General features: G+C 71.7%; 17 protein-coding genes. 9 read left to right on the top strand and 8 right to left on the bottom strand.

Translation table 11 applies throughout. The features are described from left to right. Window positions 1–53: 53 nt before the first annotated feature. Together OG588_RS46260 and OG588_RS46255 are read right to left on the bottom strand one after the other, a co-directional pair. The gene (locus OG588_RS46260; RefSeq protein ID WP_405952523.1) at window positions 54–803 is read right to left on the bottom strand and encodes a helix-turn-helix domain-containing protein; all 750 of its coding nucleotides are present in this window, start codon (window positions 801–803) and stop codon (window positions 54–56) included. Then, entirely contained in the window at window positions 796–1,893 is a 1,098-nt protein-coding gene (locus OG588_RS46255; protein ID WP_405952522.1) for a zinc-dependent alcohol dehydrogenase family protein, read from the bottom strand. Before OG588_RS46255 ends, OG588_RS46260 begins: the two co-directional genes overlap by 8 nt. 212 nt (window positions 1,894–2,105) lie before the next feature. Between OG588_RS46255 and OG588_RS46250 the strand changes: the two genes are divergently transcribed. The 3 genes from OG588_RS46250 (at window position 2,106) to OG588_RS46240 (ending at window position 4,582) form a co-directional block, all read left to right on the top strand. Next, window positions 2,106–2,498, top strand: coding sequence for an STAS domain-containing protein (locus OG588_RS46250; protein ID WP_405952521.1), 393 nt, complete (start codon window positions 2,106–2,108; stop codon window positions 2,496–2,498). Between the two features lie 125 nt (window positions 2,499–2,623). Further along, window positions 2,624–3,205: a hypothetical protein gene (locus OG588_RS46245; protein WP_405952520.1), complete on the top strand. Its 582-nt coding sequence runs from the start codon at window positions 2,624–2,626 to the stop codon at window positions 3,203–3,205. A 96-nt stretch (window positions 3,206–3,301) separates the two neighbouring features. Then, window positions 3,302–4,582 carry an APC family permease gene (locus OG588_RS46240; protein ID WP_405952519.1) on the top strand — a complete coding sequence of 427 codons (1,281 nt, stop codon included), beginning with the start codon at window positions 3,302–3,304 and terminating at the stop codon, window positions 4,580–4,582. Between the two features lie 73 nt (window positions 4,583–4,655). Here OG588_RS46240 and OG588_RS46235 read toward each other — a convergent pair whose 3' ends face one another. After that, complete coding sequence (locus OG588_RS46235; protein ID WP_405952518.1) at window positions 4,656–5,171, bottom strand: hypothetical protein; 516 nt, start codon at window positions 5,169–5,171, stop codon at window positions 4,656–4,658. A 257-nt stretch (window positions 5,172–5,428) separates the two neighbouring features. On the opposite strand from OG588_RS46235, the gene OG588_RS46230 reads away from it, so the two are divergent. Then, window positions 5,429–5,812, top strand: a complete 384-nt coding sequence (locus OG588_RS46230; RefSeq protein ID WP_405952517.1) for a BlaI/MecI/CopY family transcriptional regulator — start codon at window positions 5,429–5,431, stop codon at window positions 5,810–5,812. A 154-nt stretch (window positions 5,813–5,966) separates the two neighbouring features. Continuing rightward, window positions 5,967–6,974 carry a LacI family DNA-binding transcriptional regulator gene (locus OG588_RS46225; RefSeq protein WP_405952516.1) on the top strand — a complete coding sequence of 336 codons (1,008 nt, stop codon included), beginning with the start codon at window positions 5,967–5,969 and terminating at the stop codon, window positions 6,972–6,974. 51 nt (window positions 6,975–7,025) lie between these two features. Here OG588_RS46225 and OG588_RS46220 read toward each other — a convergent pair whose 3' ends face one another. Then, window positions 7,026–7,814, bottom strand: coding sequence for a LysR family transcriptional regulator substrate-binding protein (locus OG588_RS46220; RefSeq protein WP_405952515.1), 789 nt, complete (start codon window positions 7,812–7,814; stop codon window positions 7,026–7,028). A 58-nt stretch (window positions 7,815–7,872) separates the two neighbouring features. Here OG588_RS46220 and OG588_RS46215 point away from each other — a divergent pair, with 58 nt between their 5' ends. Both OG588_RS46215 and OG588_RS46210 read left to right on the top strand, forming a co-directional pair. Then, a complete protein-coding gene (locus OG588_RS46215; protein WP_405952514.1) occupies window positions 7,873–8,265 on the top strand; it encodes a DUF5997 family protein in 393 nt (130 codons plus the stop codon). A 29-nt stretch (window positions 8,266–8,294) separates the two neighbouring features. Beyond that, on the top strand, window positions 8,295–9,068 hold the full coding sequence (locus OG588_RS46210; RefSeq protein WP_405952513.1) for a GntR family transcriptional regulator: 774 nt from the start codon (window positions 8,295–8,297) through the stop codon (window positions 9,066–9,068). 33 nt (window positions 9,069–9,101) lie between these two features. Here the strand turns inward: OG588_RS46210 and OG588_RS46205 are convergent, their stop codons facing one another. After that, complete coding sequence (locus tag OG588_RS46205) at window positions 9,102–10,760, bottom strand: TauD/TfdA family dioxygenase (protein ID WP_405952512.1); 1,659 nt, start codon at window positions 10,758–10,760, stop codon at window positions 9,102–9,104. A 122-nt stretch (window positions 10,761–10,882) separates the two neighbouring features. Continuing rightward, window positions 10,883–11,473: a TetR/AcrR family transcriptional regulator gene (locus OG588_RS46200; protein ID WP_405952511.1), complete on the bottom strand. Its 591-nt coding sequence runs from the start codon at window positions 11,471–11,473 to the stop codon at window positions 10,883–10,885. Window positions 11,474–11,625: 152 nt separating this feature from the next. On the opposite strand from OG588_RS46200, the gene OG588_RS46195 reads away from it, so the two are divergent. Continuing rightward, complete coding sequence (locus OG588_RS46195; protein ID WP_405952510.1) at window positions 11,626–12,501, top strand: LLM class flavin-dependent oxidoreductase; 876 nt, start codon at window positions 11,626–11,628, stop codon at window positions 12,499–12,501. Between the two features lie 14 nt (window positions 12,502–12,515). On the opposite strand, the gene OG588_RS46190 is transcribed toward OG588_RS46195, so the two are convergent. Next, window positions 12,516–12,911, bottom strand: coding sequence for a YybH family protein (locus tag OG588_RS46190; RefSeq protein WP_405952509.1), 396 nt, complete (start codon window positions 12,909–12,911; stop codon window positions 12,516–12,518). A gap of 114 nt (window positions 12,912–13,025) precedes the next feature. Here OG588_RS46190 and OG588_RS46185 point away from each other — a divergent pair, with 114 nt between their 5' ends. Continuing rightward, window positions 13,026–13,703 (top strand): nucleoside/nucleotide kinase family protein, encoded by a 678-nt coding sequence (locus tag OG588_RS46185; protein WP_405952508.1) that lies wholly within the window; start codon window positions 13,026–13,028, stop codon window positions 13,701–13,703. Window positions 13,704–13,710: 7 nt separating this feature from the next. On the opposite strand, the gene OG588_RS46180 is transcribed toward OG588_RS46185, so the two are convergent. After that, entirely contained in the window at window positions 13,711–15,549 is a 1,839-nt protein-coding gene (locus OG588_RS46180) for a hypothetical protein (protein WP_405952507.1), read from the bottom strand. Window positions 15,550–15,599 lie beyond the last annotated feature (50 nt).

Genomic DNA, 15,599 nt, shown 5'->3' with positions numbered 1-15,599 from the left:
AGCCGGTCCGTCTCTCGCCCTGTGCGCGGGTCTGCAAGCTCTATGGGTGGGTGTCACTCCATGTTTCGCCCCGCGGGGTCGGCGGGTGAGGGGCCATCAGTCCCGCTCACATCGGAGAGCGTCCCTTGACGCGTGGTGATCCGACGTCCGGTGAGGCTCAGCGTGTCGATACGGATCCACTCCTCGCGTGGGCCGCCGGCCCACGGCGTGCTGAACGCGTGTTCCGTCAGCCGCCGTACGTCGTCCGGGTCGGTCACGGTCCGCGCCCGGCCGAGCGCCAGCACACTCCAGCCTTCAGCGAACGCCTCGTCGATACGGTCGATCTCGAAGGTCACCTGGCAGCCCGCCGCCCGGGACGGCATCGCACCGGGAGCGGTCCGGTACACGATCGCGCCGTCGACCACGCTGTAGTTGACGGGGACGATGACGGGTCCCGAAACGGTGGGTATCGCGATCCTGCCCACCCCGTGCGTCGACAGCAGCTCGCGGCACTCCTGGACGGTCAGCTCGGTGAACGCGGGGTCGGAGCCGGCCCGCCCGGCGCCGGGCGTCAGGTCGCTGTCGCCTCCGGCGAGGTCGGTCACGGTGGTGTGCAGGACCTCGGCGAGCCTGAGCAGGACGCCCCGGCCCGGCGCGGAACCGGGAAACTCCTCCAGGTACTGGAGGTAGCTCGCCGCTACGCCCGCCTGGGCCGCCGTCTCCTCCCGGGAGAGGTCAAGTGCCGTGCGGCGTACGGCGATCCGGCGTCCGAGGTCACCCGTGGGTGAGCCCTCTGCCACGTTCAGCGGGAACGAGTCAGGCATGGCTCGTCACGTCCTTTCGTCCTGCCGCCTGGACGGCGGCTTCCTCGTGCCGGGTCCCGCCGAGCACGACCTTGAGGGCGCCGGTGTCGGCCGCCTTGGCGAAGACGTCGTACGCCTCCTCCATCTGGTCCAGCGGGAAGGTGTGGGTGACCAGCGCGCCGGTGGGCAGCCGGCCGGCCGCCGCCATGCGCAGCAGGGTGGGGGTGGAGTGGGTGTCGACCAGGCCGGTGGTGATGGTGATGTTCTTGATCCACAGGTCTTCGAGGTGCAGGGTCGCGGGCTTGCCGTGCACGCCGACGTTGGCGACGTGGCCGCCGGGGCGCACCATGCGGGTGCACAGTTCGAAGGTCTCGGGCACGCCGACCGCCTCGATGACGACGTCGGCGCCGAGCCCGTCGGTGAGGTCGGCGATCAGTTGCTCGGGGGTTTCGCGGGCGTCCACGACGGCATCGGCACCGAACCGCTTCGCCGCGTCGAGTCGGGCGGGGGCCAGGTCCACGGCGACGACGCGCTCGGGCGAGAACAGCCGGGCGGTGGCGATCGCCGCCAGTCCGACCGGACCGGCGCCGACGACGGCGACGGTGTCTCCGGGGCGCACCTGTCCGTTGAGCACGCCCACCTCGTATCCGGTGGGGAAGATGTCGGCCAGCAGGACGGCGTCCTTGGCGTCCAGCGTGCTGGGCAGCGGGTGGACGGAGAGGTCGGCGTGCGGGACGCGCACGTACTCGGCCTGGGTGCCGTCGATGAGGTGACCGAGGATCCAGCCTCCGCCACCGCGGCACTGGCCGTACATGGCCTTGCGGCAGTAGGCGCAGCGCCCGCAGGCGGTGATGCAGGAGACCAGGACCCGGTCCCCGGGCCGTACGGTCCGCACGTCGGAGCCCGCTTCCACGACCTCGCCGACGGCCTCGTGGCCGAGGACGGTGCCGGGGCGCACCTCGGGCACGTCGCCTTTGAGGATGTGCAGATCGGTTCCGCAGATGGTGACGGCGTCGACGCGCACGATCACGTCGGTGGCGTCCTTGATGCCGGGATCCGGGACGGTGTCCCAGGAGGAATCTCCCGGGCCGTGGAAGACGAAGCCCTTCATGACGTTCCTTCCCCATTCGGTCGGCTGCCCCCGCGAGTCCAGCGTGTCCGGGTCCGGGGGGCCTGGCTTGGGCCGGTCGGCCCTCATCGGCCGGCCGGACGGGCTCGTTGCGAACGGGCGGCCGCGCGCTGGGCCGAACGGCCCAGGTCGAACAGGTGCACGGGGCTGGTCGGCCCTACCGTGCGGGACCACCCGGCCGGTTGGCTGGCACCATGACCGAGATCCACACCATCGCCGCCCTGCGCTCCTCGGCTCGCGTGATCGCCGGGACGACCGTCGTGGCGCTGTCCGGCGAGATGGACCTCCTGACGGCGCAGCCGCTTTCGGCCCGCCTGGACATGCTGACCGCCGGTCCCCGCCCCGATCTCGTCCTGGACCTGCGCTCCGTGACGTTCATCGACTGTGCCGGGCTGAGTGTGCTGTGCCGGGCACGGAACCGGACGGCGGTCCGGGGCGGACGGCTCCGGTTCGTCACCGGGGACACCGGCTTCCTGCGGATCCTGCGCCACGCCCAGCTCGGTGGTGTCTTCGAGATCCACGCACGGCTGTCGAACGCCCTGGCCGCCAGGCCGGAGTCCGGCGGCGCCACCGCCACAGCGGGCTGAACGGCCCATCAGGGCCCGGGACACGGTGCCGATGGGGCACCCCGCAGCCCCTGTTCGGCCCAAGCGCCGCCGCGTTCCCGACTGAGACCTTCGACATGGCGACCCCGACGACGAGGTGCGGACTCATGGGCAGGAACAGGCATATGAAGAAGCGGCTGTGGCGGTTGCGGAGCAACCCGTTGCGCCGACACGACGACATCGTCGAGGCCTGGATCGTCCTGGTCGTGTGGGCGATCGTCGCGGTGGGCGGCGCACTCGCCGGCCTGGTGACGTTCCACGCCGCCGCCGAGGTGTTCGCCGCGCAGCGCACGGAGCGCCACTCCGTGCGGGCGGTGCTCCTCACGGACACCCCGCCCGCGAGTTCGACGCCCGGCGGGGCGCGCGATCTGATCAAGGCGAAGGTTCGCTGGACGACCCCTGACGGCATCCTCCGTACGGGCAGCACGCTGGTCGACACGGGGCAGAAGGCCGGATCCAAGGTCGTGGTCTGGGTGGACTCCGCAGGCGACTTCACCATCGAGCCGCCGAGTTCGAAGGAGGCGACTCTCGAATCCGCCGTCCTGGGCCTGACCGCCGCGCTCGCCTTCGCCGGTGTGGCGTTCGGCACCGGGGCCGTCGCCCGCTACCGGCTGGACCGGCGCCGTATCGACTCCTGGGGCACGGAGTGGAACCTGGTGGGGCCGAGTTGGGGTCGCAAGACCAGCTGACGCCCGGCACGCGGCGCAGTACGACCATGCCTCTCCGGCGGCAGCCCGCTCCTCCTCGGCTACCGTGCGCCGAGTACGCACGAGGAGGAGCGGGCGATGAACGCGGAGAGAGCCCCGGCGGGCACGGGTGGGATGAAACGGCGTCTGGACGTGTCCGATGCCGTGGTGATCGGTCTGGGGTCGATGATCGGAGCCGGCATCTTCGCGGCTCTCGGCCCGGCGGCCGACGCCGCCGGTTCCGGACTGCTGCTCGCGCTGGCCCTGGCCGCCGTCGTGGCCTACTGCAATGCGACGTCCTCGGCTCGGCTGGCCGCCCACTATCCCCGGTCCGGTGGCACCTACGTCTACGGCCGCGAACGCCTGGGCGACTTCTGGGGCTACCTGGCCGGCTGGGCGTTCGTCGTCGGCAAGACGGCCTCCTGCGCGGCCATGGCCCTCACGGTCGGCGCCTATCTCTGGCCCGGCCAGACCCACGCGGTGGCCGTGGCCGCCGTAGTGGCGCTGACCGCGGTGAACTACACCGGGGTGCAGAAGTCCGTCCTCCTCACCCGCGCCGTCGTCGCGGTCGTCCTGGCCGTGCTCGCCGCCGTGGTCGTCACCGCCCTGACCTCCGCCCACGCGGAGGCCGCACGGCTGCACATCGGCCAGGACACCACCGTCGCGGGGCTGCTCCAGGCCGCGGGCCTGCTCTTCTTCGCCTTCGCCGGCTACGCCCGTATCGCCACCCTCGGCGAGGAGGTCCGCGACCCCGCCCGCACCATCCCGCGCGCGATTCCGATCGCGCTCGGGATCACCCTCGCCGTCTACGCCCTCGTCGCCGTCGCCACCCTGACGCTGCTGGGCCCGCGCGGGCTGGCGGACGCCACCGCCCCGCTGTCGGACGCCGCGCGCGCCGCGGGCGCCGACTGGCTGGTGGCGGCCGTCCGCATCGGCGGCGCCGTCGCCGCGCTCGGCTCCCTGCTCGCGCTGATCCTCGGGGTCTCCCGCACCGCCCTCGCCATGGCCCGGGACCGGCACCTGCCGCACGCCCTGGCCGCCGTTCACCCCCGCTTCGGTGTTCCCCACCGCGCCGAACTCGCGGTCGGCGCGGTGGTCACCGTCCTCGCCGCGACCACGGACGTGCGCGGCGCGATCGGCTTCTCCTCCTTCGGCGTCCTGGCCTACTACGCCATCGCCAACGCCTCCGCCCGGACCCTCACCGAGGAAGAGGGCCGCCCGAACCGCCTCGTCCCCGTCGTCGGCCTGGTCGGTTGCGCGGCCCTCGCCTTCGCCCTGCCCGCGAGCACCGTCGTCTCCGGCACCGCAGTCCTCGTCCTCGGGGCCGCCCTCTACGGCCTGCGGAAGGTCACGACCGGCAACGACAACACCAGCCACTGACGCTTCGTGTGCCGCACGAACCTGGCAGGGTTGGTACCCCGGCTCCGGTCCACGGCACCTGCCCCGCCGGACCTCACGCCGCCGCGTCGTACACGACCCGCAACCGGACGTCGCCGTCGGTTCGAAGCCCCGGAGCGCGCTCCGCGAACACAGCCAGCCGCAGCACGAGATAGCGGCCGATGCCGACGAGCGCGGTGGCCGACAGGTACACCGTCTGTTGCACGACGAGCCCTGCACCGGGACGCAGCGCGGCCAGCGCGCCAACGGCGGCTGACGTCACGAGCCAACCGAGGGCCATGGTGGCCGCGCTCTTCAGATGACCGGCCAGACCGGGCCGTCCGTGGCCGAACGAGACGCGGGCATGCAGCTCAGTGGCAACCACGGTGGAAACGACGGTGGTCAGGGCGTTCGCCGCCATCCACGGGATCCACCGCGACAGCAGGACCATGGCTCCCGAGGCCGCCAGGGTGACCCCACAGCCCAGCCCGGCGAAACGCCCGAAGCCCACCGCGTGCCGACGGATCAGTCGCAGGCCGTTCATGGTGATCCCCTCCCCGTCCGCTGCCCCTGGCGGGGCCGTCGTCGTCATGCCGCAGAGCGTGACCGACGGCGCATTCAGCGCGGTTGCAGGGCGTTTTCAGGAATGCGGGGGGTGGTGAAACCAGGGCGGCGAGCGGCACCCGCTGCTACTCCGAAGCCGGTGCCGCCGACAGCGGCCACTCCCGCCACGAGCCGCGCACACAGAGGACGGATCCAGACTTCAGGGGCAAAGCCACCGCGCAAAAGAGCCTGGTCAGAGCGCCAACGGTAGGCAAGTCGCGCCCTACACGCTGTAAGGTGACCGCCATGGCTGGCAGAGACCCGCAGGTCCGGGCGGAGCGGCGCAGCGCCGGTGAGCTGGAGAGCGAGGTCCTCGCCGCATTGTGGGCGACCGACCGCCCCCGGACACCGGCCGAGATCCAGGCCGATATCGCGGGCCCGCTCGCCTACAACACCGTGCACACCATCCTCAAGCGGCTCTACGACAAGGGGCTCGTCCTGCGTGACGCGGACGGGCGGCGCGGCGCCTACCGGCCGGCGAAGAACGCGGCCGAGTCGACCGCCGAGGCGATGCGCGCAGCGCTGGACCGGGGGCCGGATCCGATCGGCGCGCTGCAGCGGTTCGTGACCGGTCTGCGCCCCGAGGAGGAGAGGGCGCTGCGCGATCTGTTGGCCGGGGGCGCGGGATGAGGTTCGAGGCCGACCCGCTCCTGCCACCCGTACGTTCCACGGTCGCGTTCCTGGTCGAACGGTAGACGGACGAGTAGGCGGCGGGCGCGGTCGGCAGTCCGGTTTCGCAGGCGTGTCAAGGGTGTTGCAGCAGGAGAATCCGACCGGAGGATCAGTGGCCGATGCAGGTTCCCGCCCCCGCCTTGAGGACGTGGCGGCGCGGGTCGGACTGTCCACGGCGTCGGTGTCCCTGGTCCTGCGCGGTGCTCCCGGCCCCAGCGAGCGCACCCGGCAGCGCGTCCTCAAGGCCGCCGCCGACCTCGGCTACCAGGCCGACCGCAACGCGAGCCTGCTGGCCAGCAGACGCAGCCGGCTGCTGGGCGTGATGGTCGACGTGCACAGCCCCTTCCACGCCGACCTGGTGGAGCACCTCCACACGGCCGCCGAGGAGGTGGGCTACGACCTGGTGCTCAGCACCCAGACCCGCAGCCGCGACGAGCACACCGCCGTGGAGACCCTGCTCGCCTTCCGCAGCGAGGCCCTGATCCTGCTCGGCCCGCTCGCCCCCGCCGACACCCTCATGGCCCTGCACCGCAAGGCGCCCGTGGTCGTGGTCGGCCGCCGGATGACCGGCACCGAACTGGATGTCGTACGCACCGCGGACGACGACGGAGTGGGCCAGATCGTCGACCATCTGGTGGGCCTCGGCCATCGGTCGATCGCCTACGTCGACGGCGGCAAGGGCGTGATCGCCACCGACCGCCGCCGCGGCTACCGCACGGCCATGCGCCGCCACGGCCTCGACGAGCAGATCAGGGTGCTGCACGGCGACCACACCGAGGCGGCCGGCGAGCGGGCCGCCCGCCAGCTCCTCGACGGGGGTCGACTCCCCACCGCCGTCGTGGCGTTCAACGACCAGTCGGCGATCGGTGTCCTCGCCGCCCTCACCCGGGCCGGGGTCGCCGTACCCGGCGCGGTGTCCGTCGCCGGCTACGACGACGACGCGCTCTCCCGGCTGAGCTGCTTCAGCCTGACCACCGTCAGTCAGACCGCCGAGGCACAGGCGCGGCACGCGGTGACCGCGGCGGTGGAACGGCTCGACGAGGGGCGGACGACGGCCCGCGAGGTCGTGCTGCCGCCGCGTCTCGTGGTGCGGGGTTCTACGACAGTGAAGTCAGCCTGAGCGGATCGCGTCGGTTCTCAGCGACCGCAGGGGGAGCGACCTCGTCGGCTGTCAGCGGCCTCGGGGCTTGCCGCGCTTGGTTCCCTTGGCGCCGCCGGAAGCGCCGCGAGGGTTCTTGCCGGTGTTCCCGGACCTGCCGGCCTTGCCCGTCGTCTTTCCGGCGGCGGGCTTGCGGCGCGCGGGAGCCTCGGCGCGCTTCGCCTTCGTCTTCGGCTCGGCGGGCGTCGGCGTACGGCCCCGGGTGCTGTTGACCGTGCGGCCGCGGACGATGCCGATGAAGTCCTCGACCAGTTCGGTGGTCTTGTCCTCGGGCCAGGACAGGGCGACGTCCGACTGGGGGGCGTCGAGGACGGTCCGGTAGGTGAGGTCCCTGCGGTGGTGCAGCCGGGCCAGGGACTGGGGGACGTAGAGGATGCCGATGCCGGACGCCACGTGCTCGATGGCGTCCTCGGTGGTGGCGGGACGCTCGAACGCGGGCTCCCCCGGCGGCTGTTGCCAGTCGAGGACGTCGTCGAGGGGGTGGAGGACCACCTCGTCGGCGAGTTCGTCGAGGGACACCTCCTCGGCCGCCGTCACGACATGGTCCTTCGGGGCTACGACCACGGTCGCCTCGGTGTAGAGGGCGATCGCGCTGAAGACCTCACGGTCGACCGGCAGCCGTACGAGTCCGGCGTCGGCCTCACCGCGCCGCAGCACATCGGACACCTCGGCGGCCGGGACCGGTACGAGGACGAGGGGGACGTCGGGCAGGCGCTCGTTCCAGATCCGCACCCACTTGGCGGGCGTCACCCCGGGGACGTACGCGAGCCGGAACGTGGGGGATGCTTCCGAGCCTGTCACCCCGCAAGGTTACCCGCCGTGGTCGGAGGTCTCGAACGCGGTCGATACTCTTGACGGTATGAAGTCGCACCAGACCACCCAGACCATGAAGCCCGCCACGGCGGCGAAGAAGCTGGGTGTGTACCTAGAGGCCACCCCCGCCGAGTTCCAGAAGGGCGAGGTCTCCCGCGCCGAGCTGAACGAGTTGCAGGCCAGTCCGCCCGAGTGGCTGCGCGAGCTGCGCGCCAACGGCCCGCACCCGCGCCCGGTCGTCGCGGCCAGGCTCGGCGTCTCCATCGCCGGTCTCGCGCGCGGCGGGGTCACCGAAGCCCTCACCACCGAGCAGATCGAGGCGCTGAAGAAGGACGGCCCGGAGTGGCTGGAGAAGGAGCGCGCCACCCAGGCCGAGGTCCGCAAGGAAGCCGAGCGGATCAAGAACAAGAAGAGCGCCGAGAGCGCCGACAACGACTGACGGCCTCGGTACCCAGGGAGAGGCGCACGGTGACGGACGGCCCGGCCAGCACGGGAAAACCCCCGGCGATGTACCGCAAGGTCGCGGCCGACCTCGGCCGCGAGATCGGCGAGGGCCGCTACGGCTCCGGCGGGCGGCTGCCCGCCGAGGGCGAACTCGCCGAGCGGTACGGCGTCTCCCGGGGCACGGTCCGCCAGGCGATGGCCCTCCTGCGCACCGAGGGACTGATCGCCTCCCGGCGCGGCACCCGCCGGGTCGTGATCGGCTCGCCCCGCCCGCAGAGCTTCGGCGAACTCCTCAGCTTCACCCGCTGGGCCCGCTCGACCGGCGAGGAACCCGGCGGCCGGACCGTCACCGTGGAGACCCGCCCCGCCGACCCGACCGAGCGGGACCAACTGCGCCTGCCCGCAGGGGCGGAGATCTACGAGGTACGGCGGCTGCGCACTCTCGCGGGACGACCCGTGATGATCGAGCGGACCGTATACCCGTCCGCCGTGGGCGAGTTGATCGCCGAGCTGCCGCCCGACACCGTGTCGCACACCGTGGCCCTGGAGGATGCGGGCGTGCTGATCGCAGACGCCCAGCACACCATCGACCTGTGCCGGGCCGACGAGGAGGACGCCCGGCTGCTCGGCTGCCGACCCGGCGATCCGCTGTTGCGCGAACGCCGGTGCAGTACGGATCCGGCAGGCACACCGGTCGAATGGTCCGAGGACCGGTACCTTCCGGAGACCGTGGCCTTCACCGTGCACAGCTCGGCCGCATCCGGCTCGCTGGCCCGCCGCCCGGCCGACGACGCCTGAGTCAGTCCCTCTGCGGCTTCCGCGGCAAGAGGGTCAGTCCTTCCGCAGCAAGGCCATGAGCAGCGGCCGGAAGTGCGCGAAGTCCGGGGTCGGCGCCTCGGGATCCTTGCCCTCGTCGTCCCAGCGGCGCACCGCGACCCCGTCCGCCGCATAGGGATTCGCCTCGTACGCGGCGACCTCGGCCGGAGACATCGGACCACCCTGCACCTCCAGCGTGTACACCGACGCCTGTGAGAGCCGGCCGAAGTAGCCCGGCTCGACCGCGCACAGATACCGCTTCGCCGCCACGTGCAGCCGGATCGGCTCGGTGACCTCGGGACCGAACCACTCGGCCAGCCGGTCCGCCCCGGTGTGGCTGTGCCGGTTGTCGGTGCCCTCCATCAACTCCGCACCGCTGACCGGCCCGTGAAAGTGCCCGAGGTCGTGCAGCAGCGCGGCGGCGACCAGTGGCTCGGGCGCCCCCGCCTCTTCGGCCCGGGCCGCCGCCTGCAACATGTGCTGCGCCATCGTGACCTCCTCCCCCAGGTAGGCGCTCGCGCCCTCGCCCACGAAGAGTTCGGCCAGCTCGTCCACGAACTCCGCACCCGCTACGGCTCGTTCGCGACGCAGTACGGCCAACGTGCCGGCCAGTGCGTCGAGGTCGGCGTAGGTGCCCTGGAGGTGACGGGCGCCGCTCTCCTCGAAGGCCGTGCGCGCGTGCAGCAGCCGTACGTTGTCGAAGATCAGGCAGTCGCCGGGCAACAGCCGGAACTCCAGCTGGAGTTCGGGGCGCAGGGTGATCTCGGCGAAGGTGCGGTAGGCCCGGTAGAAGGCCTCCAGTTCGTCGGCGGGCAGCAACAGGGTGCCGATGGAACGGTTGTTGAAGCGCACCTCGCGGATCCGGCCCCGGCCGTCCACGTCGATCAGCGGGCGGTCGGCGGCCAGTTCGGTGCGCGCGTCGCTGAAGCGGAACGGCACGGGGGTGCGGGTCAGTACGGCGAACGCCTCCGGGTCCTCGGCACGAAGCAGCGCGGCGGCCTTGAACCCGTCCACCAGTCCGGAGTCACCACCGACCGCCGCGTTGGACAGGCAGTGCAGGAGTTGGAGCGTGGGCACCGGGTCGCGATACGGGTTGTCGGTGTGGGGGGTGATCCGGGCGCCGGTGAAGGCGAGGTTGTTGGGGTCGGGTTCGACCCGAACGTCGAAGAGCCGCCCGTAGTTGGTCTCACGGACGTACCCGAAGGTCTCCGCCACCTCCAGCACCTGCCCCTCGCGGCACGGCACGTCACGCAACAGGGCGAAGCCGAGCCCGAGGACTGCCTCCAGCACCCGCGCCTTGACCGCGGGGTCGCCCAGGTACTCCGTCCAACTCGCATCGGGGAGACGGCCGTTCAGGTCGGCGGCGGTCCACAGGGTCTTGCCGTTCTCGCCGCGCCGGTCCCCGGAACCGTCCCCGGCGGCGGGCCGGTTGGCGGTCAGCCACTGCGCGGAGTACGCGGACCGGTGTCCGTCCGGCGCCCAGTCGACCTCGACGCCGTCGGCGGTCCGCCGCACGGCGTCCAGCGCGAGGCCGGTGGGCAACTCGGTGATCTGGAACAGCTTCTGCCCGTTGCGCGGGTCGCGGCACCGGGGGCAGGGACAGTTGTCCCGCAGCCAGGTGAGCGACAGGTCCTCCATACGGTTCCCTGCGAGATCTTCTACGGACGGTGACATGACCATCACTCCCTCTCAAAGTTGTATAGCCAACTTTTCCGACAGAGGGAACGTCTCAGCACGGGATGAGCAACAAGTGACGCGCTGGCTACCTACGCATGAACGAGACGGCGGCAACCCGGTCAGCGGGACAAACGCATGCCCGCGACGAAGACATCGACAAGCCGGAGCGCGTCGTAGCGGTCGTCGCCCTCCGCGCCGACGCAGAGGTTGCCGACGCCGCGCATGATCTCGTAGGACGTCAGGTCCGACCGGACCTCACCGGCGGCGACGGCCGCGTCGAACAACTCGGCACACACGGGCAACAAGCGGTTCAGGAAATAGCCGTGCAGCGCCTCGAAACCGGCGGTGTCCGACCGCAGCACCGCGGCGAGTCCGTGCTTGGTGACCAGGAAGTCGACAAACAGATTGATCCACTCTCGCAGCGCGGCGTACGGCGTGGCACTGCCGGCGAGCAGCGCCGGACCTGCTTCGGCGCAGGCCTCGACCTGGTGCCGGTAGACGGCGATGACGAGATCCGCGCGCGTCGGGAAGTGCCGGTAGATCGTGCCGAGTCCGACACCGGCCTCGCGCGCGATGTCGCGTACCGGAGCATCGACACCCGACGCGACGAAGACCTTGGCGGCGGCATCGAGGAGGGTCTCCTTGTTGCGCCGCGCGTCGGCCCTCTTGGACGGGACCGCGCCGCCCGCTTCCGCCTCGTTGTCGCCCACCGCGCAGTTCCTCCACCGCTAGAACTTGATATACGGAACACTGTTCCGTATCGTTTTCCGGAACACTGTTCCGATTGCCCATGATGCCAGAGCGGCAGCCGGACGGCCAAGCCATGCCTGCCACCACGCGCTACCGAAGGACGGAAGGCGCCATGCCCCGCACATCCCGAACCAGCTTCGGAATCATGACCGCCCCCATGCAGGTCGAGTACCCCGACCTCCTCCGTGTCTGGCAGGAAGCCGACACCGTCCCGGAGATCGAGCACGCCTGGCTGTTCGACCACCTCATGCCGATCGGCGGCGACCCGGACGGACCGGCCTTCGAGGGCTGGACCCTGCTCTCCGCCCTCGCCGCGCAGACCGGCCGACTGCGGCTCGGCGTGATGGTGACCAGCAACCGCTTCCGGCCGCCCGCACTGCTGGCCAAGATCGCCACGACCGTCGACCTCGTCTCCGGTGGACGGCTCGACTTCGGCATCGGCGTCGGCTCACGCCCGGACCATCCGCTGGCCCGGCGCGAGTACGAGGCGCACGGCCTCCCCTTCCACGACTCCGCGCACGCCGTGGCGAGCCTCGCCGAGGCCTGCACGGTGATCCGGCGGCTGTGGACCGAGGAGAAGCCCTTCGACTTCCACTGCACCCACCACCACCTCACCGGGGCGTTCGGCAACCCCAAGCCCGTCCAGCGCCCCCACCCGCCGATCCTCATCGGCGGACGCTCGGCGGCGACCCTGCGCGTGGTCGCCGAGCACGCCGACCTGTGGAACATCCCCGGTGGCGACATCGAGGACGCCACCCACCGCAGCGCGCTCCTCGACCGCTACTGCGCCGAGATCGGCCGCGACCCCGCCACGATCACCCGCTCCATCCACCTCTCCGCCTCCTACGACAGTCCCGAGGCCACCCGGGCCGCGATCCGCGAGGCGATCGACGCGGGCTTCCACCACATCGTGCTCGGACTCTCCTCGCCCTACCCCGCCGACGTCGCGCACTGGGTCGCCGACGAGCTGATCAACAAGGCGGGTTGAGCGCCCTCTCCACGTCAGTCGTGCGGAAACGAGTGGTGCTCATGCGCGACCAGCCACCGGCCCTTCTCCTTGCGCAGGCCGAAGGTGAGCCGTAGCCGCAGGCTCGGGCAGGCGGCGAACTCCTCGGGGGTGCCGCACCGGAGCAGCGCGTGGGCGTACGCGACGTCGGTGCCCGCCGTGATGTCGAGTGAGTCGATGTCGAAGCCGGCGCCCTGGGCCTGCCACTCGAAGAACGGCGGCCAGCTGGCGCGGTAGGCGGCGAGGCCGTGGATGCCCGCGTGGGGCGGCGGGACGTCGTACATGACGAGGTCCTCGGTGTGGTCGGCCATGACGCCGTCGAGGTCACCGCGGTGGACGGCCGCGGCCCAGTCGGTGATCAAGGTGCGGATCTGTGTCGCGTCGTCGGTCATGGACGGCTCCTGTTCCTGTCCCCCACTCCATGGTCTCTCTGTCGGCTCGACTCCCCGATCTTCCGCACATCATCTGCCCGGCCGGGCAACCGAGACGGATGGCACACTCTCCGTGTGCCGCTGACTTTCGACGACCTCCTCACCCGTGCCACCGCCCTCGCCACCCCCGGCCGCCGCGCCGTCCTCGGTGTCACCGGCAGCCCGGGCGCGGGCAAGACGACCCTCGCCGAGCACCTGGTGCGCGCGTTGAACGGCACCGGCGAACCATGGGTCGCCCACGTCCCCATGGACGGCTTCCACCTCGCCGACGTCGAACTGGACCGCCTCGGCCGCCGCGCTCGCAAGGGCGCGCCCGACACCTTCGACGCGGCCGGTTACGCGGCGCTGCTGCGGCGCGTGCGCGAGAAGACCGACGACGTCGTGTACGCACCGGGCTTCGAGCGCGTCCTGGAGCAGCCGATCGCCGGTGCGATCCCGGTACTGCCGACGGCCCGCCTGGTGGTGACGGAGGGCAACTACCTGCTGCTGGAGGCGGGTTCATGGGCGCGGGTACGACCGTGCCTGGACGAGGTGTGGTTCTGCGAGACCGACGAGGACGAACGCGTACGGCGACTCGTCACCCGGCACGAGGAGTTCGGCAAGGACCACGAGACCGCCCTGGCCTGGGTGTTGGGCACGGACCAGCGCAACGCCGACCTGGTGGCGACGACCCGGGACCGGGCGGACCTGGTCGTGCCGGGCGGCGCACTGCCCGCGCCGGAGCAGAACTCGGCGGCGCAGGCAGGCAGTTGAGTGACCCTCAGGCCCGCAGGGTGAGCTCCGGCTCGCCGTCGGCATTGCCCGCCGGGTCGCCGATCACCGCGGTGAACGCCTCCGTGCGGACAGTGAGAGTCAGACCGTCCTCGCCGGTCTCGAAGGCGGGCGCGAACTCCCCGGCGCCGGGCCCGTACCGGACGGCGAACACGTGCAGGTCCTCCGGCGCGCCCGGTGCCGGTTCGGCCTCCAGTGCCGTGGAGGTGACCAGGTGACCCCAGCCCTCGTCGGGGTTGCCGTAACCGCGCGGGTCGGCCGCGAGGGCGAACGCCGCCTCCTGCTGGGAGAGTTCGGAGCGGGCGTCGAAGTGGTCGGCGCCCTCGCCGGTCGGGTGGGTGAGACGCAGGGTGCCCGCGGAGGTGACGTCACCCTCGGCCGTCCTGCGCACGCGGTCACCGTCGTCGGCCGCGTACGGCAGCCCGGCCAGCAAGTACGGTGCTCCGTCGAGCCGTTGGACGGCCACCGTCGTCCACAGGCGCGTGCCGTCGGTGACGTACAGGGACCGGATGTGCCGCAGGACGTGGTCGCGGCCGACGACCGGCTTGGTGACCAGCTTGGCGGTCAGGCCCTCTGCGCGGACGTCCCGGACGCGCACCTCGCCCATCGGGCGGCAGAACAGGAAGCCGTCGAGCACCGGGCCGAACCCGTGCTGGCGGTTCACGGCGGCGGGCAGGTAGTACGTGCCGTCCGCCTCGACAAGTGACGGGGTCATCCTGTCGTCGAAGGCCACCGACACTGTCCCGGCCCGGAGTTGATGGCGGGCCGCCTCCGGCGACGGTGTGCGGTGCCAGGGCGTGGTGTCCTGGATCTGCCAGACCAGCATCCACGCGAAGTGCCCGTCCACTCCCCCGTCGGGCTTGACCGCGTGCCGGGCCCAGCGGCTGTCGCCCCGGTAGCGGCCGATGTCCGAGCCGATACGGCTGCCGAAGTAGCGCAGGCCGAGGACCGATTCGAAGGCGGAGTGCTGCTCGCTGTAGCGCGGGCCGCCGTTGTCGAAGCCGCCGTTGGTGAGGCGTGCGTCGATGTAGCGGGCCAGCGCCTCGCCGTCCTCGGCGAAGACGTCCTCGCCGCTGACGATGTGGGCCTGTGCGAGGAAGGAGAGGGAGATCGGCCCGTAGTTGTTGTCGTACGCTCCGCCGTGCTCGGGCGGGAGGAGGGCGCCGCGGTCGCTCACGCTGTGGGCACGGATCTCGTCGCCGTAGACACGGAGTGCGCGCGTGCGGACCAACTCCCCTTCCCCTGAAGGGAGATGGCGGGCCAGCATCAGGCCGCCGACGACACAGCCGATGGCCTGGTTGCCCGCTTCCTGCGGGTTGAAGAAGGTCGCCTCGGTGAGCCAGCGCCAGTAGCCGTGCGCCAACTCGACGAGCGTGGTGCGCTGTTCGTCGTCGACGAGTCCGTCCGCCGCGTCCAGGACGTTGACCGCCTGGAGCAGCGCCCACGCCGTGCTCGGCCAGTCACCGATGGGGTGCGCGCCCGCCTCCAGGACGTAACGCGCGTACGGGAGGCCGGAGTTGCGCACCTGAAGGTTGGGGTAGCCGGGGTTGTCCGCCGTGTAGACGCGCTCGCGGAGATGGAAGGCGAGGCTGCGCCGTACCGCCTCCGGCAACCGTGGGTCCTTGCCGCGCTGCCAGGCGAAGGCCAGCAGGGACGTGATCCCGAGCGAAGTGTCCCCGATGTCGTCGTGGCAGTCGGGGTGTTCGAGGTTGCCGTCCGGCGTGATGCGGCGCAGGGCCTGCTCGACGACGTCGGCAAGGACCGCGTCGTAGGCCTCCTGGGTGTCCGGGAGGTCGTGCAGCGGGCCGCGCTGGTGGAGGAGGTGCACGGGTGGTTCAGCCCTTCATGCCTGAGGTGGCCATGGTGTGGGTCGTCGGG

The sequence above is a fragment of the Streptomyces prunicolor genome (genome assembly GCF_045162825.1).
In the GTDB taxonomy this organism is placed as follows: domain Bacteria; phylum Actinomycetota; class Actinomycetes; order Streptomycetales; family Streptomycetaceae; genus Streptomyces; species Streptomyces prunicolor.
This window is presented reverse-complemented; position numbering and strand designations above follow the sequence as displayed.